General features: G+C 68.7%; 18 protein-coding genes. 11 read left to right on the top strand and 7 right to left on the bottom strand.

Annotated elements, in window-relative coordinates; all coding sequences use genetic code 11:
• Window positions 1-19 precede the first annotated feature (19 nt).
• The 3 genes from ftsY to EV651_RS30560 are packed head-to-tail and all read left to right on the top strand — an operon-like array spanning window position 20 to window position 2876.
• Window positions 20-1219: a signal recognition particle-docking protein FtsY gene (gene ftsY, locus EV651_RS30570; RefSeq protein ID WP_133788730.1), complete on the top strand. Its 1200-nt coding sequence runs from the start codon at window positions 20-22 to the stop codon at window positions 1217-1219.
• A gap of 60 nt (window positions 1220-1279) precedes the next feature.
• Window positions 1280-1687, top strand: coding sequence for a YciI family protein (locus tag EV651_RS30565; protein WP_133788729.1), 408 nt, complete (start codon window positions 1280-1282; stop codon window positions 1685-1687).
• Window positions 1665-2876, top strand: coding sequence for an RNA polymerase sigma factor (locus EV651_RS30560; protein WP_133788728.1), 1212 nt, complete (start codon window positions 1665-1667; stop codon window positions 2874-2876). The genes EV651_RS30565 and EV651_RS30560 overlap by 23 nt, the downstream gene beginning before the upstream one ends.
• On the opposite strand, the gene EV651_RS30555 is transcribed toward EV651_RS30560, so the two are convergent.
• From EV651_RS30555 to EV651_RS30535, 5 genes are all read right to left on the bottom strand, one after another.
• Window positions 2869-3516 carry a DivIVA domain-containing protein gene (locus EV651_RS30555; protein WP_166658843.1) on the bottom strand — a complete coding sequence of 216 codons (648 nt, stop codon included), beginning with the start codon at window positions 3514-3516 and terminating at the stop codon, window positions 2869-2871. The two genes, EV651_RS30560 and EV651_RS30555, sit on opposite strands and share 8 nt — an antisense overlap.
• Entirely contained in the window at window positions 3513-4655 is a 1143-nt protein-coding gene (locus EV651_RS30550; RefSeq protein ID WP_133788726.1) for a globin domain-containing protein, read from the bottom strand. The genes EV651_RS30555 and EV651_RS30550 overlap by 4 nt, the downstream gene beginning before the upstream one ends.
• Before the next feature lie 7 nt (window positions 4656-4662).
• Window positions 4663-5052, bottom strand: coding sequence for a group 1 truncated hemoglobin (locus EV651_RS41620; protein WP_166658842.1), 390 nt, complete (start codon window positions 5050-5052; stop codon window positions 4663-4665).
• A 184-nt stretch (window positions 5053-5236) separates the two neighbouring features.
• Window positions 5237-6193 (bottom strand): asparaginase, encoded by a 957-nt coding sequence (locus EV651_RS30540; RefSeq protein ID WP_133788724.1) that lies wholly within the window; start codon window positions 6191-6193, stop codon window positions 5237-5239.
• Between the two features lie 11 nt (window positions 6194-6204).
• Window positions 6205-6780: a helix-turn-helix domain-containing protein gene (locus EV651_RS30535; RefSeq protein ID WP_131463962.1), complete on the bottom strand. Its 576-nt coding sequence runs from the start codon at window positions 6778-6780 to the stop codon at window positions 6205-6207.
• Between the two features lie 78 nt (window positions 6781-6858).
• Between EV651_RS30535 and EV651_RS30530 the strand changes: the two genes are divergently transcribed.
• Genes EV651_RS30530 through EV651_RS30520 form a run of 3 tightly spaced genes read left to right on the top strand, consistent with a single transcriptional unit; the run spans window position 6859 to window position 9509 of the window.
• Window positions 6859-7806 (top strand): NAD(P)/FAD-dependent oxidoreductase, encoded by a 948-nt coding sequence (locus tag EV651_RS30530; protein WP_133788723.1) that lies wholly within the window; start codon window positions 6859-6861, stop codon window positions 7804-7806.
• Window positions 7807-7833: 27 nt separating this feature from the next.
• Entirely contained in the window at window positions 7834-8277 is a 444-nt protein-coding gene (locus EV651_RS30525; protein ID WP_133788722.1) for a sigma factor-like helix-turn-helix DNA-binding protein, read from the top strand.
• Window positions 8274-9509 (top strand): hypothetical protein, encoded by a 1236-nt coding sequence (locus EV651_RS30520; RefSeq protein ID WP_133788721.1) that lies wholly within the window; start codon window positions 8274-8276, stop codon window positions 9507-9509. The genes EV651_RS30525 and EV651_RS30520 overlap by 4 nt, the downstream gene beginning before the upstream one ends.
• Here EV651_RS30520 and EV651_RS30515 read toward each other — a convergent pair.
• On the bottom strand, window positions 9498-10112 hold the full coding sequence (locus tag EV651_RS30515) for a TetR/AcrR family transcriptional regulator (RefSeq protein WP_133788720.1): 615 nt from the start codon (window positions 10110-10112) through the stop codon (window positions 9498-9500). The two genes, EV651_RS30520 and EV651_RS30515, sit on opposite strands and share 12 nt — an antisense overlap.
• A 264-nt stretch (window positions 10113-10376) precedes the next feature.
• On the opposite strand from EV651_RS30515, the gene EV651_RS30510 reads away from it, so the two are divergent.
• Genes EV651_RS30510 through EV651_RS30495 form a run of 4 tightly spaced genes read left to right on the top strand, consistent with a single transcriptional unit; the run spans window position 10377 to window position 15388 of the window.
• Window positions 10377-11729, top strand: a complete 1353-nt coding sequence (locus EV651_RS30510; RefSeq protein WP_202870578.1) for an ammonium transporter — start codon at window positions 10377-10379, stop codon at window positions 11727-11729.
• The gene (locus tag EV651_RS30505) at window positions 11726-12064 is read left to right on the top strand and encodes a P-II family nitrogen regulator (protein ID WP_133788719.1); all 339 of its coding nucleotides are present in this window, start codon (window positions 11726-11728) and stop codon (window positions 12062-12064) included. Before EV651_RS30510 ends, EV651_RS30505 begins: the two co-directional genes overlap by 4 nt.
• Window positions 12065-14323 carry a [protein-PII] uridylyltransferase gene (locus EV651_RS30500; RefSeq protein ID WP_133788718.1) on the top strand — a complete coding sequence of 753 codons (2259 nt, stop codon included), beginning with the start codon at window positions 12065-12067 and terminating at the stop codon, window positions 14321-14323. It begins immediately after the preceding gene.
• A 9-nt stretch (window positions 14324-14332) separates the two neighbouring features.
• Window positions 14333-15388: a DUF2332 domain-containing protein gene (locus tag EV651_RS30495; RefSeq protein WP_133788717.1), complete on the top strand. Its 1056-nt coding sequence runs from the start codon at window positions 14333-14335 to the stop codon at window positions 15386-15388.
• 18 nt (window positions 15389-15406) lie between these two features.
• On the opposite strand, the gene EV651_RS30490 is transcribed toward EV651_RS30495, so the two are convergent.
• Window positions 15407-16282 (bottom strand): arginase family protein, encoded by an 876-nt coding sequence (locus EV651_RS30490; protein ID WP_238157285.1) that lies wholly within the window; start codon window positions 16280-16282, stop codon window positions 15407-15409.
• Window positions 16283-16559: 277 nt separating this feature from the next.
• Between EV651_RS30490 and ffh the strand changes: the two genes are divergently transcribed.
• A complete protein-coding gene (ffh, locus tag EV651_RS30485) occupies window positions 16560-18116 on the top strand; it encodes a signal recognition particle protein (protein WP_133788716.1) in 1557 nt (518 codons plus the stop codon).
• Window positions 18117-18213: the final 97 nt, after the last annotated feature.

The following is an 18213-nucleotide window of genomic DNA, read 5'->3' as shown; positions in this document are numbered from 1 at the left end:
TCTGTCAAGATGGGGAACCGTGTTGACCCCACTGCTCGTTTCTCTGCTCACCGACCAGGCTCTCATCACGATCGTCGTGGTCATCGCGGTCGTTCTGGTCGTCGGAACCACCGGCCTGGTCGTCACGCGGCGCCGCCGCGCCGAGCTGCCGCCGGACGCCCAGAAGCCCGCCGTCGAGTCCGCGGAGGTCGCCGAGCCGAAGGTCGGTGACGACGCGGCGGAACCGCGGGACACCCCGACCCGCACGCTGGAGGACACCGATCTACCGGAGCCCGCGGCGACCCAGACGATCGAGAAGCCTGAGTCCGCGCAGGGCCGGCTGGTCCGGCTCCGCGCCCGCCTGGCGCGTTCGCAGGGCTCCCTCGGCAAGGGGTTGCTCGCGCTGCTCTCCCGCGACAAGCTCGACGAAGAGGCGTGGGAGGACATCGAGACCACGCTGATCACCGCGGATGTCGGTGTGGCGCCCACGCAGGAGCTGGTCGAGAAGCTGCGCACCCGCATGCGCGTCGAGGGCGTCGGCGCCGCACAGGCCCGGGAGATCCTCCGCGAGGAGCTGATCGACCTGGTCAACCCGTCCCTGGACCGGTCGCTGAACGTGAGCCGCAAGGAGACGCAGCCGGCGGTCGTACTGGTCGTTGGTGTGAACGGCACCGGCAAGACCACCACGGTCGGCAAGCTGGCCCGAGTGCTGGTCGCCGAGGACAAGCACGTCGTACTGGGGGCCGCGGACACGTTCCGCGCCGCCGCGGCCGACCAGCTGCAGACCTGGGGCGAGCGGGTCGGCGTGCGGACCGTGCGCGGTCCGGAAGGCGGCGACCCGGCCAGCATCGCGTTCGACTCGGTCAAGCAGGGCATCGAGGAGGAGGCCGACGTCGTCCTGGTCGACACCGCCGGCCGCCTGCACACCAAGACCGGGCTGATGGACGAGCTCGGCAAGGTGAAGCGAGTCATCGAGAAGTCCGCCGAGGTGGACGAGGTCCTGCTCGTCATCGACGCCACCACCGGCCAGAACGGCCTCACGCAGGCCCGGGTGTTCGCAGAGGTCATCAACGTCACCGGACTGGTCCTGACCAAGCTGGACGGTACGGCGAAGGGCGGCATCGTGATCGCGGTGCAACGCGAGCTCGGCGTACCGGTCAAGCTCGTCGGCCTCGGCGAGGGTCCGGACGACCTTGCCCCGTTCGACCCTGAAGAATTCGTCGACGCGCTGCTCGACTGATGTAGAGAACGCAGCACCGGCTCCGTCTCCAGGTAAAGGCTCAACAAGGAGGAGACCCTGATGACCAAGTTCATGCTGCTGATGAACATGGATGGCGGCAACTGCGAGACCCCGATGCTGGAGTGGGACCAGGCCGACATGAAGGCCCACATGGACCACCTCGGCGAGGGCATCGAGCGACTGCGGAAGAGCGGCGAGCTGGTCGAGGTCCAGGGGCTGACCTGGCCGTCGCACGCCAAGGTGGTGCGGGCGACGAGCGTGACCGCGCCGGTGCTGACCGACGGTCCGTACGCCGAGTCGAAGGAGGTCCTGGCCGGCTACACGATGATCGACGTGGAGTCGGAGGAGCGGGCCTACGAGATCGCGGCGTGGCAGTCCGCCGCACCCGGGCCCGGCGGCGTACCGCTCGAGCAACCGATCGAGGTACGCCGCGTGATGGAGTCGGATGCCGATCTCCACGACTTCTGAACCGGACGGCGAGCTCGAGGACCTGCTGCGGGAGTTGACGCCGCGGGTCCTCGGCGCCGTCGTGCGCTGGTCCGGCGACTTCGCCGCGGCCGAGGACGCGGTCCAGGAGGCACTGCTCGCTGCAGCGACCACCTGGCCGCGGGCCGGCCGGCCGGACAATCCGAAGAGCTGGCTGATCCAGACGGCCTCACGGCGGCTGATCGACGAGGTCCGCCAGCAGCAAGCCCGGCGACGCCGCGAGGAGCGGGCGGCGCTACGGGAGGTACCGGCCGGTGAGGTCGAGGAGCACGACGACACGCTCCGGCTGCTGTTCCTGTGCTGCCACCCGACGCTCACACCGGCCTCGGCGATCGCACTGACCCTGCGGGCGGTCGGTGGACTCACCACAGCCGAGATCGCCACGGCGTACCTGGTGCCTGAGGCGACGATGGCACAGCGCATCAGCAGGGCGAAGTCGAAGCTCAAGGGCTCCAGCTTCGAGCTGGACGCCGACCCGGACCGGCTGCGCAACGTGCTGCACGTGCTGTACCTGATGTTCAACGAGGGCTACACGAGCACCAGTGGTCCGGAGCTGCACCGTAGCGACCTCTCCAGTGAGGCGATCCGCCTGACTCGCGCGGTACGGACTCAGTTGCCGGACGACGGACAGGTCACCGGACTGCTCGCTCTGATGCTGCTGACCGACGCACGTCGCGCAGCGCGGACCGGTAAGGGCGGGGAGATCATTCCGCTGGCTGAGCAGGACAGGTCCCTGTGGGACCACGACGCCATCACAGAAGGCGTGGCACTCGCGGTCGAGGCGTTCAGCACGCCCCCGCTGGGTGAGTACCAGATCCAGGCAGCGATCGCCGCACTGCACGACGAGGTGGACCGCGCCGAGGACACCGACTGGCCGCAGATCCTAGGGCTGTACGGCCTCCTCGAAGACCTCTCCGGCAACCCGATGGTGAAGCTCAACCGGGCGATCGCCGCCGCCATGGTGGACGGACCGGACGCCGGCCTGAAGCTCCTCGCACCGCTGGACGACGAGCTGGCCGGCCACTACCGCCTCGACGCCACCCGCGGTCACCTCTACGAGATGCGCGGCGACCGCGAGACCGCCGCCGAGCACTTCCGGGCGGCGGCCCGCGGTACGACGAGCTTGCCGGAGCGCGACTACCTGATGACGAAGGCCGCGTCCCTCAGTTAGTGCGGCGGTGACCTCCGACGGGGGCGCGGGTGTCCAGGATGGCGTTGTCCGCCGCGGCGGACAGGTCGTTCCACCACAGGACCTCCCCGGACGGCTCCTCGTCCGGTCGCGCCGGTGCGTCCGGCAGCTTGCCGAGTCGCTCCACCTGCTCGGCCAACGCGTCCAGCACTGACCGCAGTTGGACGTGAGCGACCCGGGTGAACGTTCGTACGTACTCCAGTTCGGCGACCGGGGCATCGGCCACCGGCATGTGCTTCACCGCGGACTCCACCGAATCGCGTGCCTGCTTCAACGCATCACGCTGTTGCGACCGCGCGTTGTCGACCAGGTCCTTGGCGTACTGCTCTGCCTCGGCCACCAGGTTGTCCGCGATCTGTTGCGCCTGGCTGAGCAGTCCGACCGCGTGGGCAGTGATGTGCGCCCGCTGCTCCGTGTCCGTCGTGGTGGCACGCAGCCGTTCGACCTCTGCGCGCAGCTCAGCCCGGTCCGCGTCGGCGTACTCGACCTGCTCGGCCAGTTCGCTCAGGTACTCCGAGACCTCATTGGTGTCGTAGCCCTTCCGCCGGACGGCGAACAGCTTGTTCCGGATCGAGTACGGCGACTGGGCCGGTCTCCGGCTGAACGGGTCTTGGCGCGTCACTGCTGACTCCCTGCCGAGGTCGTGATCCCCAAGGATTCGGTGCGGATGTCGGTGGCCGGCATGCCGGCCGCGGTGAGCTCTGCGACGGTGTGCCGGACCATTGCAGGCGAGCCGCACACCAGGGCGGTGCGGTCGGCCCCTGAGCCCTGGGCGGCGGCGACCGACCCCACGAGGCCACGCTGACCGGGGTACGACGTGTCGTCCGAAACCACTGGTGTGTAACTGAACCACGGCCGCAGTGTCAGGTTGGTCAGCTGCTTGTGCTCGTAGAGGTTCCACGGCATCCGGGCCCCGTGGAACAGGTGCACCCGTGGAACCGGGCGGGTCGACGCCTGCCGGTCCAGCTGCTCGAGCATCGCCCTGAACGGCGCCAGTCCGGTACCGCCGGCGATCATCACGATGTCGCGGCCGGCATCCTCTGGCAGCTTGAGCGACTCACCGACCGGCGCACCGATGCGGACCCCGTCGCCGCGCTTCAGCGATCGGACCGCGGGTCCGCTGACCTGACCGCCCGGCACCAGCCCGATGTGCAACTCGAAAGAACCGTCCGGCCGCGGCGCGTTCGCAGGGCTGTAGTAGCGCCACCGCCGCGGTCGGTACGGGATCTCCATCGCGACCGACTGACCCGGCCGGTAGTTCAGCGGCTGCTCCGGGTGGATCTGCACGATCGTCACGTCCATCGTGCGCCGATCCACGCCGAGCACCTCGCCGCCCCACCAGGCGGGCGCCTCGTCCTCGGCCGACTCCTCCGCGGCCTGGACCATCACGGTCGAGACCAAGCCGTACGCCTCGGCCCAGTCGGCGGCCAGCTCGGACGTCCAGGCCGCACCGAGGAAGTGCTGCAACGTCGCGAGCAAGGATGCGCCGACCGCCGAGTAGTGCTCGGCCACGGCACCGAAGCGCCGGTGGTCGCGGCCGAGTTGCTGCAGGAACGGCACCACCTGGTCGAGCTGCGTGGCGTTGCTGACCACGGCGCCGAGGGCGCCGACCAGCTTGTCGCGCTGTGCGGCCATCGAGACCGGGAACATGTCCCGGACCTCGGGGTGCGACAGGAACAGGTGTGAGTAGAAGAACAATGGCACCTCGTCGCCGGCCTTGGCGACGAGTGCCCAGCTGTTCCTCAGTGCGTCCGGGTCCATCCCGGCTTCAGTTGGCGCTGACGACGTCGCCCTGGGTCGCGCCCAGCGCCTTCACCACCCGGCCGATGATGTCGTCCGGCACCTGGTGCGCCTCCAGCGCACCGACCAGGTGCACGACCACCTTGCCGAAGTCGCCTGCGGTGATGCCACGGCCCTTGTGCGCGTCGGCCAGCGCCTGGCCTTCGTACGTCACCGGACCACCCATCACCTGCGAGACAAGCTGCACCTGGTGCCTCTTGAGCCGGACCAGATCGCTGTCCGCGAAGTATCCGGACAGGTCCGGATCGGCGAGGACGTTGCGGTAGAAGAGCTCCACCACCGAAGCGATCGCCGGACCACCGCCGACCGCGTCGTAATCACTGTCCCCCGGCGTGCCGGCCTGTGTCTGATCGACCACGGCGCAACCATCTCCCAACCTCGAAATCAGTCCCCGAGCGGTGACGATCCGAGCACTCTCAGGGGCCAAGGTCAAGTAGGGGACCGGCAATTCCCGTAATCCGTCCGATGATCGTGCCTCCTGGTTTGAGTTCGTGCCATGCGGGTAGAACAAGTGCTCAAGAGAAGGTTGCTGGAGGCAATAATCAAACGTATTGTCCAAACCCGGCCAGGTCGTCGTCCGTTGCCAGGAGCAACCGGAGCAGGACGCGCGCCTTGTACGGGTCGAGGAACCCACCGTCGATCAGGCCGCGCTGCAACAGATCGGTCTCCGAGCCGGGGGAGTGGTACGTGTTGCGGACGATCGAGCCGGCGCCGGTCCGTGACGTGAGGACGACCGGCATCCGGGCCGCCAACTCGCCGAGAACCGGTGCGAGCGCGGCCGGCACGTGTCCGACGCCGTACCCGGCGACGACGAGCCCCTGGTGTGTCTCGGCGAGGCCTTGCAGCAGCAGGCCGTCGTCGTCCAGCGTGACGGTGTAGAGCGCGACGTGGATGTTGTCGAGCTCGGCTGGTTCGGGACTGCCCTGTACGCCGTCCAGCCGCAGCGGGCGCGTGAGTACGCGGACCTGATCCTCGACGACGTGGCCGATCGGACCGGTGTTCGGTGACACGAACGTCGCCGTACTCGTGCTGTGCGTCTTACGCACCCAGCGCGCCGCGTGGATCTCTTCCTTGAAGACGACGAGTGCACCCAGGTCACGCGCCGCCGGGGAGCAGGCGACGCGCAGCGCGGCCAGCAGGTTCGCAGGGCCGTCGGGACCGGCCAGCGTCGGATTGCGCATCGCCCCGGTGAACACGAGCGGCTGAGGGTGCGGCCAGACCAGGTCGGCGAGGAACGAGCTCTCTTCCAGTGTGTCGGTTCCCTGGGTGACGACGACTCCCGCGGCTCCGGCGGCGACGGCCTTGGAGGCCGCGTCGACGACCTCGAGCAGCTTGGCGGCTGTGAGGTTGGCGCTGGGAACCTTCTCGATGTCCTGGATCTCGACCGCATGGCCGAGCTCGGGGAGCCCGGGCATCGCGGCGGTGAGGTCGTCACCGGTAAGGCGGTGGGTGCCGGCCATCGAGATGGTCCCGCCCAGCGTGAACAACGCGACGCTCACTAGGTCTCTCCTCAGGTAGTGCGAGCTCTGACGTGCATCCGCTCCCCTTGCGGGCCGTAAAGACATAGCACCTCGGTCGGTCCAGGTCCCGGATTGGAGAACCAGTGCGGCACCCGGCAGTCGAACTCGACCGCCTCACCCTCCTTGACGATGAAGTCCTGGTCGCCGAGCTTCAGCCGGATGCGGCCCGACAGCACGTAGAACCAGTCATAGCCCTCGTGGGTCTTCTGCACCACGTCATTGCCCGGATAACCGGCCGGCAGGATCTGCTTGAACGCCTGCAGTCCGCCCGGCCGCCGGCTCAGTGGAACGTGAATGGTGCCGTGCCGCTTGATCGGTTTCTGGTAGATCCGCGGGTCACCGGTCGGTGGTGCGTCCACCAGTTCGTCCAGCTGTACCTGGTGCGCCCGGGCCAGCGGCAGCAGCAGTTCCAGCGTGGGGCGGCGCTGCCCGGACTCCAGCCGAGACAGTGTGCTGACCGAGATGCCGGTCGTCTCGGACAGCTGGGCCAGCGTCGTGCCACGCTCGGTCCGGAGCGCCCGCAGCCGCGGTCCGACCGACTCGAGGACATCCTCGTCGTTTGCCATACCGGCAACAATACTTGTCGAAAATGAAAACCACGACGCATCCTCGGTTCAGACCTTGAACAACAGAGGAGTCCAGAGATGACGAAGTACGACGTGATCGTGATCGGCGGCGGCGCGGCCGGGCTGAGCGGGGCGCTGGCGCTGGCCCGGTTCCGCCGGTCGGTCCTGGTGATCGACGACGGTACGCCGCGCAACGCGCCCGCCGACGGTGTGCACAACTTCCTGACGCGTGACGGCGCACCGCCCCGGGAGCTCTACGCGATCGGCCGCCAGGAGGTGCAGGGGTACGGCGGTGAGTTCGTCGACGGCACAGTGACGACGGCCCGGCGAGACGAGGACGGGTTCACGGTCGAGCTGGCCGACGGTACGACGTACCGGAGCAGGCGACTGCTGGTGACGACAGGGTTGACTGACGTGCTGCCCGACGTACCTGGGCTGGCGGAGCGGTGGGGGAAGGACGTGGTGCACTGCCCGTACTGCCACGGGTGGGAGGTGCGAGACCAGGCCATCGGAGTGCTGGCGACCACGTCCATGGCAATGCACCAGGTGCAGCTGTTCCGGCAGCTGAGTGATGACGTGACGTTGTTCCTGCACACTGCGCCGGAGCCGACCGAGGAGCAGTGGGAGGAACTGGCTGCGCGTGGAATCGCCGTAGTACAGGGGAAGGTCGAGCAGGTCGAGATCACGGACGACCGGATCACCGGTGTGCGGCTGGAGGGCGGCAAGGTCGTTCCGCGGCAGGCACTGGCGATTCAGACGACCATGCGAGCACGCGCCGGCTTCCTGGCCGACCTGGGCCTGGAGACCACTCTGGTGGAGTCGAACGGGGTAGAGGTCGGTACTGCGGTCCAGGTCGACGGCATGGGTGCCACGCAGGTCCCTGGTGTCTTCGCAGCCGGCAACGTCAGCAACCCGATGGCGCAGGTCATGCCGTCGGCAGCAGCCGGTCTGGCAGCCGCAGGTGGTATCAACTTCGACCTGATCACCGAAGAGACGCGTCTGGCTGTAGCAGCGCGCAGTAGTTGAGGAGTTGAATAGAGGCCGGGAGGGTGGATGCACGACACGGTCGACCCGGACTTCGCCTCGTTCGTCGATGCGCGGCAGGGCAGATGGCTCCGTACGGCGTACCTCGTGTACGGCGACCTGCACCGAGCCGAAGAGCTACTGCTGCACGCCTTCACGGAGCTGTCCGTGCGCTGGACCAGGGTGGACGACCCGGACGCCTTCGTCCAGCGCCAGCTCTACCAGCCGGCCCTGCGGCCGTGGAACCGAGCCAAACCGTTCCCGGACGAGGAAGACCCGGTGAAGCTCGCACTGGCCGAGCTGACGCCCGTACAACGCACGGTGTTCGTGCTGCTGCACCTGGAGGAGCTGACCGAGTTCGAGGTGTCCGAGCTGCTCGGTCTGTCACACACCGCCGTACACGCCCATGGCCTGAGCGCGTTCGGCCGCTTCCGTGCGGCGATGGGCGCGGGGGACTGGCGTGATGCCCGATGAGACGGGAAGACGTGCAGCCCCTGCTGCTCCAGGCCGCCGACCAGCTACCGGAGCCCGAGCTGGCCGACGCGGCGTGGTCAGCCGGCGTGCGGGTCAGTCGCCGACGGCGCCGTACTGTCGGGATCAGCGTGATCGCCTTCATCGCGCTGGCGATCCTCGCCTCGATCCTGATCGGGGTGGGTACGTCGGGCAACGCCGACATCACACCCCCGACGACTCCGCCCGGGTACATCGAAGCGTCCGGCAGGATCAGCGGGATCGACTACTGGGTCGCGCCGCCGCCCGGCAGCGAGCGCTTCCTCGACCGGCTCGAGACACCACTCGGTGATCGGCTGGAGTTGCCGCACAAAGTCCGTCCGCTGGCGAAACACACCCTGGACGACATTGCGGCGGTCGTCCTTGTGAAGCAGAACGACCGCTACCGGCCGCTGCTGCTCGGCGCGGACGGCTCCTGGGCCCAGGCCGACGTCAGCCTCGGGGCGGTCGGCGGCGAAGAACCGCTCAGTTCGGGAGCGATCTCTCCGGACGGCCGGGTGGCGGCCTTCCCGCAGCCGGCCGAACTGGTCACGGTGAACGCATCGACGGCGGAGATCTCTCACTTCCCGCTGCCCGAAGGCGCGTTCCGCAGCGTCTCCTGGGTCGCCGATGGGCAGCGCGTCCTGGTCAGCGGCCCCAGTTCGGCCTTTCAGGTGGTCGTCGGAGAAATCGCGAACGGAGAGCGGGCTGTGCTCCCGATCCCGGCGACGAAGGACCCGGACGAGGTCACCGCGCCGTACCGGATCCAGACCGGGGCGGTGCTGCGCTACGTGTACGACGGCCAGTGGTCGGACGACAGTCCTCTCACCCTGCCTGTCCGGTCCTGGCAGGGGCAGACCATGTCGTCGAACTCCGCCGCGGCGCGCGTCTTCGTCGCAGAGGACCTCCCAGAGGTCCCGACACGGGTGTCGCAGCCGCAGGTGCTGGCCGCGATCTCCACGCTGCGGACGCTGCCCAGCCGGCTGTTGGTGCTCGGGGAACCACAGGACAGTCCCCCGACCTACGAGGGGGCGGGGGATCATCCGTACGTGCGTGAGGCAGGCTGCTGCGCCGTACTCGGCTGGTACGACGACAACAACGTGCTGTTCCGGGTCCACGGCTGGGTCCTGGCCTGGAACCTCGACAGCGGACGGGTCCGACGCGTCACCGAAATGGGCGTGGACCAGGTGGCCCTGGGTCCCGGACTACGGCTCTGAGACAGGCATGTCGAGTACTGCGCGCAGCGTGATGTCGGCCAGGCGATCGGCATCTTCGGGCGGCGGCATCGACTGTCCGGTCAGGGCCCGGATCACGAACACCCCGGCCATCCACTCGACCATCAGCACCGGGTCCGCGGTGCTCTTGATCGGTTCGCCACGCGCCCGTGCGCGCTCCAGTGCTTGCCGGGTGAGCTCGATCCGGCGTTCCAGTACACCTCGGTAAATCGCGGCGGACCGCGCGTCGCGGTTCGCCTCCGAGACCGCCAGGCGAATCATCGCCCGGCCGTACTCGCTGTTCGCGAACGCCAGCGCGACGCGGTAGACCTGGCGCAGGTCACCCGCGATCGAACCGGTGTCCGCGTCCGGGATCTCCAGGTCGAACAAATCGGCCATCGCATCATTGGCGAGCAGCTCCTTGCTGGCCCACCGCCGGTAGATCGTCGCCTTGCCGACCCCGGCGGCCTCGGCGACGTCGTCCACCGTCATTCCTTCGAATCCCCGCTCCAGCAGCAGCTGCACGGCGTACCTGCGGATCCTGGGCTCCGCATCCGGGTCCCGTGGCCGGCCGCGGCGCGGCCTCACCCCGTGGTTCGGCTCCATTTCGTCGTTCCCCAGCTCGGACGGGTGCAGTGGCGCGGCTGCGGCCCGTGTGGTCCAGGCCAGAGTGCCACATGTCGGCCTTCGGTGAGCGATGTCACCTCGATGTCACCTGGGAGCCCGCTTTGTCACATGCCTGAAACAAATGGACCGATCGGCTGAAACGGCACGCCGACACCGTGTCCGTTGTGGCCGAGCGGCGGGCTCCCCGGCGTTGTGGAGACCTCCCGACTGAGGACGCCGGCCACCCCCAGTTCGATGGAAGGGATGACGTTGATGGAGATCAACGCCGGCGATACCGCCTGGGTCTTGGCAAGTGCCGCCCTGGTGATGCTGATGACCCCGGGCCTGGCTTTCTTCTACGGCGGCATGGTGCGCGTGAAGAGCGTGCTGAACATGATGATGATGAGTTTCGTCACCATCGCCGTCGTCACCATCCTCTGGGTGGTGGTCGGCTACTCGCTGACATTCGCCGGTGACACCGGGCACGTGATCGGAGACTTCTCCGAAGTCGGGCTGAAGGGCCTGCTCGCACCCGAGGCGGTGAGCGGGACGACGCCCACGCTCGCTTTCGTCGCCTTCCAGTTGATGTTCGCGATCATCACCCCCGCGCTGATCTCGGGCGCGATCGCCGACCGGGCCACGTTCCGCGGCTGGATCGCGTTCGTCGTCGGCTGGACGCTGCTCGTGTACTTCCCGGTCGCGCACTCCGTCTGGTTCCTCGACGACGGCAACGGCGGCTGGATCGGCGACAAGCTGAAGGCGGTCGACTTCGCCGGCGGTACGGCGGTGCACGTGAACGCCGGTGCCGCCGCGCTCGCGCTGGCGATCGTGCTCGGCAAGCGGATCGGTTGGAAGAAGGACCCGATGCGGCCGCACAGCCTGCCGCTGGTGCTGCTCGGCGCCGGCCTGCTGTGGTTCGGCTGGTTCGGGTTCAACGCCGGCTCCGCGCTGAGCGCCGGGACGACCGCGGCCGTCACCTTCGTGAACACCCAGGTCGCCACCGCTGCCGCGGTGATCGGCTGGCTGATCGTCGAGCGGCTGACGCACGGCAAGGCCACCACGCTGGGTCTGGCGTCCGGTGCGGTCGCCGGTCTGGTCGCGATCACCCCGTCCTGTGGGGCTGTCACCCCGGTCGGGGCGATCATCCTCGGCCTGTTCGCCGGTGCCATCTGCGCCTTCGCGGTGTCCCTGAAGTACAAGCTCGGCTTCGACGACTCGCTCGACGTGGTCGGCGTCCACCTGGTCGGCGGTCTGTTCGGCTCGCTGGCGATCGGTCTGCTCGGCTCGGCGGCGGCGCCGTCCGCGGTCGACGGCCTGTTCTACGGCGGTGGAGCCTCCCAGCTCGGCAAGCAGGCACTGGCGAACCTGGTCGTCGGTGTCTACTCCTTCACCATCGCGTTCATCCTCGGCAAGGTGATCGACAAGACGATCGGCTTCCGGCTCAAGGAGGACGACGAGCTCACCGGTGTCGACCAGGTCGAGCACGCGGAGACGGCGTACGACTACCTCAGCGCCGGCGGTTTGCGCGGCGCGCTGTCGAGCCGCCCCGCACCGGCCCCCGCCGAGACCGAGAATGGAACCACCGAGGCCTCGGAGAAGGAAGGTGTCAAGGCATGAAGCTGATCACCGCGGTGGTCAAGCCGCACAAGCTGGAGGATGTCCGGGCCGCGCTGGAGACGTTCGGCGTCACCGGCATGACGGTCACGGAGGCGAGCGGCTACGGGCGGCAGAAGGGCCACACCGAGGTCTATCGTGGCGCGGAGTACGAGGTGGACCTGGTGCCGAAGGTGCGGCTCGAGGTGGTCGTCGAGGACGGTGACAGCACCGACGTGGTCGATGTGATCGTGAAGGCCGCGCAGACCGGCAAGATCGGCGACGGCAAGGTCTGGGTCACCCCGGTGGAATCGATCGTCCGGGTCCGCACGGGCGAACTGGACGGAGACGCACTCTAGATGACCGATCGAGCAGAGCAGCGGCGCGGGCGTGCCGAAGAGGCCGACGCGCTGCTGCAGCTGCTGCTCGCAAAGGCATGCGACGCCCTCGGTGTACCTACCGAGGGCGTCGCCCTGGTTGCGGTGGGCGGCTACGGGCGTGAGGAGCTGTCGCCGTACAGCGACCTCGACGTGATGCTCGTGCACGCCGAGGGGTACCCGCGGCTCGACGAGCTGGCCGCGCAGATCTGGTACCCGCTGTGGGACTCGAGGACCAAGCTGGACCACAGCGTCCGCACACTGGCCGAGGCACGGGAGGCCGCGGCGGCCGATGACCGCGTGGCCCTTGGACTGCTCGACGCACGTCATGTCGCGGGCGACACGCACCTGACGCTGCAGCTGCGTTCGGTGCTGATGGCGGACTGGCGACGTACTGCGAAGTCCAGGCTGCCCGGACTGGCACAGTCGTGCCGCGACCGGGCGTCCACGGTCGGAGAGCTCGCACACCTCGCAGAGCCCGACCTGAAGGAGGCGTACGGCGGTCTACGCGATGCCGTCGTACTGCGGGCCTTGGTGGCCTCGTGGTTGGTCGACGTACCGCATCCAGTGTTGGAGCGTGCGCGGCGGGATCTGCTCGAGGTCCGCGACGTACTGCACGAGGTGGCCGGTCGCGCGACGGACAGGCTTGTTGCCGACCTGGCAGGTGAAGTGGCGGCTGGGCTCGGGCTGTCGGGGCGGGACGAGTTGCTCCGGCACGTGTACGCGACGGGCCGGACGCTGGCGCACGTGTGTGACGTGTCCTGGCGGCGCGTCGAGAGCTTGATGACCAAGCCGCCGCGGTCCCGGCGTCGTCAGCGCAGCGGTGGGCCGTTGCTGCTCGCGCTGGACGAGGGCGTGGCTCAGCACGAGGGCGAGGTCGTGCTGATGCCGGACGCGCGTCCGGAGCGGGACCCGGTGCTCGGACTGCGCGCTGCTGCAGTTGCTGCGGACCGCGAGCTCGTGCTGTCACCTGCTGTCTGCGCGCGGCTGGCAGCGTCAGCTGCGGACCTGCCCGAGCCGTGGCCGGGGGAGGCGCGGCGGTTGCTGTGTGCTCTGCTCGGCGCGGGCAACGGACTGCTTGAGGTGTGGGAGGCCTTGGATCAGGCCGGGTACATTTCCCGGATCCTGCCCGAGTGGGACGCCGTACGGTTCCGGCCGCCGCAGTCGGCGATCCACCGGTTCACCGTCGACCGGCACTTGCTGGAGACCTGTGTCGAGGCGTCCGCGATGGTGCGCGACGTACGGCGACCGGACCTGTTGCTGGTGGCTGCTCTGGTGCACGACCTGGGGAAGGCGCTCGACGGCGACCACAGCGTCACCGGTGCGGGCATCGCGGCTCGGGTGGCCCGTCGCATCGGCTTCAGCGAGGCTGACGCAGACACCATCACGCTGCTGGTTCGTCAGCACCTCATGCTCGCGCAGGTCGCCACCCGGCGAGACCTGGACGACCCGATGACCGTGGACATGGTGGTCGGCATCGTGCGCAGCACCGAGACGCTGGACCTACTGGAGGCCCTGACGTACGCCGACGCGCGCGCAGCCGGTCCGGCTGCGTCGTCGCCCTGGCGGATGCGCCTGGTCGGTGAGCTCTGCCGGCGCGTGCGTGGTGAACTGGCTGGTGGTGGCGAGGGGATGTGGACCGAAGCCCCGCCTGTTGCGGTGCCCGTGCTGCACCAGGTGGTTGGCGTGGGGCGGCTCGGCGTCACAGTGTCCGACCATCACGGCGACCTGCGAGTGAACGTCGCCGTACCTGATCAAGTAGGCACACTGTCGACCGTTGCCGCCGTACTCGCGGTGGAGCGGCTGGCGGTCCGGTCCGCGGTCATAACGTCCGTTGACGGGTTGGGTATCTCGCAGTGGACCGTCGCCGGATCGCCTCCGGATCCGGTGCGCCTGAGGGACCGGCTGGCGGTGGCGCTGCGTGACTCGACCGACGTCGTACGGCGATTGGCCGCACGGGACTCGTCGCGCGCTCGTGTGGCGAGTCGCGTGGACCTGTTGCCGGAAGCATCGGAGACAGCCACGGTGCTGCAGGTGCGCGCCCACGACCGTCCGGGCCTGCTGTACGACGTCACGGCGGCGATCGCCTCCACTGGTGCGGACATCCGCTCCGCACACGTCAGCACGCTCGGTGCGGAGTGTGTGGACGTCTTCTACCTCACCGACAGCCATGGCGCGCCACTCGAATCCGAGGACGCGCGGACGACGGCAAAGTCAGTTCTGGATCGACTGACCTTCTAGTCTCGGCACGTGGATCTTGTAGAGGCTCTCCAGCGACAAGCGACCGCCTGCGAGGACCTCGGGTCCCCGATGTACGCCGAGCTGCTCCGGCTGCTCGTGGATGACTACGAGGTCGGCGGGGTGTCGGTCGAAGTACTGGCCGGGTACGAGAGCCGTTCGTTCGGGGAGGCGATCGGCCTGCGCTTGCTGGCAGCTGTGCACGGCATGGTGCTGTCCGGTACGGCGCCTGAGCTGGCGGCGTTCTACCCGAGTGTCGGCGGGACGTGGGACCCAGTGCTCGGCTGGGAGGCGTTCGAGCAGGTACTGCAGTCGCGGATGGGAGAGGTGCGGTCGCTACTGACACAGCCGCCGCAGACGAACGAGGTGGGACGGTCGGCCGCGTTGTACGGCGGCCTGCTGCAGTTGGTTGAGGCGGTGCCGCTGCCGGTGCGGCTGTTCGAGATCGGAGCGAGCGGCGGTCTGAACCTGCGGGCCGATCGGTACCGGTACGTGACGGACGAGGCGTCGTACGGACCTGCTGATAGTCCGGTGGTGTTTGACTCGGCCTGGTCCGGACAGGTGCCGTCAGTGGAGTTGCGCATCGCTGAGCGGGTGGGGTGCGACATTGCCCCGGTGAACCCGCTGACGGCGGACGGTGCGCTCACACTCACGTCGTACGTGTGGCCGGACATGGCTGATCGCCTCGAGCGGCTCCGTGGTGCGCTGAAGGTCGCGCGGGAGGTGCCGGCCGACGTACGACGGGAGGACGCGGTCTCGTTCCTGCGCGGGCTGGAGCTTTCGTCGGAGCACGTGACTGTCGTGTGGCACTCGATCATGTGGCAGTACCTGCGCCGCCCCGACCGAGCGGCGATCGAGGCGCGCTTGGACGAGCTCGGCGCATCGGCCACCGCGTCGACGCCACTAGCCCATCTACGGCTCGAGCCGCACCAGGTGATCGCCCATGGTCGCGGCGCGCCCGGCTGGGAGTACCGCGTCGACCTGCAGACCTGGCCAGGCGGAGAGCGCCGGGTCCTCGGCCGTGCCGAACCACACGGACAGGGCTTGGTGTGGGGGTCCTCGGAGTGAGTTACATCCTGGCCTCGATCAGCTGAGAGCAGCGACGAGGGTGTCGGTGAGTTCGGTGGCGTATGTGCCGTCGGGGTCGAGGTCAGGGTCGAAGATGCCGATGTCGATCCCGACGCACTGCGGGGACGCGAGCAGTGGCCGGAGGAGCGCCCGCAGTTGCTCGTGGTCGATGCCGCCCGGGTCAGGGCTGTCGACGGCCGGCATGATCGCCGCGTCGAGGATGTCCACGTCCAGATGCACCCAGAACCCGTCGAGGTCGGCCAGGTGCTTGAGCGTTCCTTGGGTGGCCGCGCTCGGGTCGTCCGCGATCTTCGACGCCGGCCAGACCGGGATCCCTGCCTTCTCGACATCGCCGACGTACTCGTCGTCGGCCCGAATCCCGAGCAGCACCGCGTCGCTGTCCCGCGTGTACGGCCTCGATCCTTCGAGATCGGTCAGGTCTGCCTGACCCCGGCCGGTGACCAACGCCAGTGCCTCGCCGCCCGCTGCCCCGACGTACGGCGAGTTGTCGACGGTCCGGAAGTCCGAGTGCCCGTCGATGTACACCACGCCGTACCGCCCGAGCCGCCTCAACGCCAACGCCGGCCCCAGCAGGTTGCTGCACTCACCGCCCAGCAACACCACGAACTTTCCCTGCTCGACGAACCCGGCCACCCGATCCGCGAGCTGCACCGTGTACGACGCCATGCCCGCCGCGTTGAACACGCCGTCTCCGGGTTTCCAGTCGTGCATGTCGTACCGCGGCGGCGTGACACAGCCACCGTCCTCCGCCCCGATCCGCCCCAGGAATCCCCGATCCCGCACCGCCCCCGCCAACTTGTAACACCCCGGCACCACCCCCGCCTTCGGCGCCCGCAACCCCAAGTTGGAAGGCCCGTCCACCACAACCCGCACCCGAGTCCCCTAACCTGTAAACGCCATTGAATTGGTTAGATCCTCGATCCTTGATCCCCGCCTGTCAACCAGCCGCCACGCCCGCCTGCCTCCCGTCCCGTGCGTGCGTCACCTCCGACTGTTTGCTGCTTCGTACGGGCGTCTGCTCCGCAGCCCGCTGCCGTACGCCGTCGGCCGCGGAGGCCGAGAAAGAGGGCTGGGCCGGTGGAGTCATGCACAGGTTGGGGGGCCGGTAGACTCGGGGAGTTCATCGCTTCGAGGAAACGGACTGTTTCTCGTGTTCGACACGCTTTCCGATCGGCTCTCCACCGCGTTCAAGAACCTGCGGGGCAAGGGCAAGCTGACCGACGCCGACATCGACGCGACCGCCCGGGAGATCCGGGTCGCGTTGCTGGAGGCCGATGTCGCGCTGCCCGTCGTGCGGGAGTTCATCGCGGCGGTGAAGGAACGCGCCTCCGGGGCAGAGGTCCGTGGCGGGCTGAACCCGGCGCAGCAGGTCATCAAGATCGTCAACGAGGAACTGGTCAACATCCTCGGCGGCGAGACCCGCGAGCTGCGGATGGCCAAGCGGCCGCCGACGGTGATCATGCTCGCCGGTCTGCAGGGTGCCGGTAAGACCACCCTGGCCGGAAAGCTCGCCAAGTGGCTGAAGGAGACCAAGCACCAGACCCCGATGCTGGTCGCCGCCGACCTCCAGCGGCCGAACGCGGTGACCCAGCTGCAGGTCGTCGGCGAGCGTGCCGGCGTACCGGTGTTCGCGCCCGAGCCCGGCAACGGCGTCGGAGACCCGGTCGAGGTGGCCCGCAAGGCGATGGACGAGGCGCGCTCCAAGCAGCACAGCGTGGTCATCGTCGACACCGCCGGCCGGTTGGGTGTCGACGAGGAGCTGATGAAGCAGGCCGCGGACATCCGCGACGCGGTCAGCCCGGACGAGATCCTGTTCGTCGTCGACGCGATGATCGGTCAGGACGCGGTCGTCACAGCGCAGGCCTTCCTGGACGGTGTCGGGTTCGACGGGGTCGTGCTGTCGAAGCTCGACGGTGACGCCCGCGGTGGTGCCGCGCTGTCGATCGCGCAGGTCACCGGCCGCCAGGTGATGTTCGCCAGCAACGGCGAGAAGCTCGAGGACTTCGACGTCTTCCACCCCGACCGGATGGCGTCGCGCATCCTCGGCATGGGCGACATGCTGAGCCTGATCGAGCAGGCCGAGCGCTCCTTCGACGCGGAGGAGGCCGCCAAGACCGCGGCCAAGCTGCAGAAGAAGGGCGGCAAGGACTTCACGCTGGACGACTTCCTCGCCCAGATGCAGTCGGTCCGGAAGATGGGCCCGCTGACGAAGATCTTCGGCATGCTGCCGGGCGCGAACCAGTTCAAGGACCAGCTGGAGAACTTCGACGAGCGCGAGATCGACCGGATCGAGGCGGTCATCCACTCGATGACCCCGGCCGAACGGGCCGATCCGAAGATCATCGACGGCTCCCGCCGGGCCCGGATCGCGAAGGGCTCCGGGACCGAGGTGGCAACCGTCAGCGGCCTGGTCGAGCGGTTCTTCGAGGCCCGCAAGATGATGTCCGCGATGGCCTCGGGCAAGGGGATGCCGGGCATGCCCGGGATGCCGGGCATGCCGGGGATGGGCGTCGGCGGCCGGAAGGCCAAGCAGCAGCAGAAGAAGGGCAAGAAGCGCGGCTCCGGCAACCCCGCCAAGCGGGCCAACCAGGGCAACCAGCAGCCGCAGGCCCCGCAGCCGGGTCAGCTGCCGGCTGCGTTCGGCGGGCAGAACGGCGGCGACTTCGAGCTGCCGGACGACCTGAAGAAGATGCTCGGCAGCAACTGAGCCCTTCCCGAAAGGGCAGACCCGCGTCGGCCGAACGGATGAACTTTTGTCATCCGTTCACCCGGCGCGCCCCGTGCTGCCTGCGACCTACTGTGGT

This window comes from Kribbella sp. VKM Ac-2571 (genome assembly GCF_004362255.1).
Lineage (GTDB): Bacteria > Actinomycetota > Actinomycetes > Propionibacteriales > Kribbellaceae > Kribbella > Kribbella pratensis.
The sequence above is the reverse complement of the archived record's forward strand: the minus strand, read 5'-3'. Positions and strand labels throughout refer to the sequence as shown.

What these genes read in the sequence shown, in the direction of transcription:
- EV651_RS30565 (WP_133788729.1), top strand. Translation starts at nt 1,280, where the DNA reads ATGACCAAGTTCATGCTGCTGATGAACATGGATGGCGGCAACTGCGAG.
- EV651_RS30560 (WP_133788728.1), top strand. Translation starts at nt 1,665, where the DNA reads ATGCCGATCTCCACGACTTCTGAACCGGACGGCGAGCTCGAGGACCTG.
- EV651_RS30550 (WP_133788726.1), bottom strand. Translation starts at nt 4,655, where the DNA reads ATGGACCCGGACGCACTGAGGAACAGCTGGGCACTCGTCGCCAAGGCC.
- EV651_RS30535 (WP_131463962.1), bottom strand. Translation starts at nt 6,780, where the DNA reads ATGGCAAACGACGAGGATGTCCTCGAGTCGGTCGGACCGCGGCTGCGG.
- EV651_RS30530 (WP_133788723.1), top strand. Translation starts at nt 6,859, where the DNA reads ATGACGAAGTACGACGTGATCGTGATCGGCGGCGGCGCGGCCGGGCTG.
- EV651_RS30525 (WP_133788722.1), top strand. Translation starts at nt 7,834, where the DNA reads ATGCACGACACGGTCGACCCGGACTTCGCCTCGTTCGTCGATGCGCGG.
- EV651_RS30520 (WP_133788721.1), top strand. Translation starts at nt 8,274, where the DNA reads ATGAGACGGGAAGACGTGCAGCCCCTGCTGCTCCAGGCCGCCGACCAG.
- EV651_RS30515 (WP_133788720.1), bottom strand. Translation starts at nt 10,112, where the DNA reads ATGGAGCCGAACCACGGGGTGAGGCCGCGCCGCGGCCGGCCACGGGAC.
- EV651_RS30510 (WP_202870578.1), top strand. Translation starts at nt 10,377, where the DNA reads ATGACGTTGATGGAGATCAACGCCGGCGATACCGCCTGGGTCTTGGCA.
- EV651_RS30505 (WP_133788719.1), top strand. Translation starts at nt 11,726, where the DNA reads ATGAAGCTGATCACCGCGGTGGTCAAGCCGCACAAGCTGGAGGATGTC.
- EV651_RS30500 (WP_133788718.1), top strand. Translation starts at nt 12,065, where the DNA reads ATGACCGATCGAGCAGAGCAGCGGCGCGGGCGTGCCGAAGAGGCCGAC.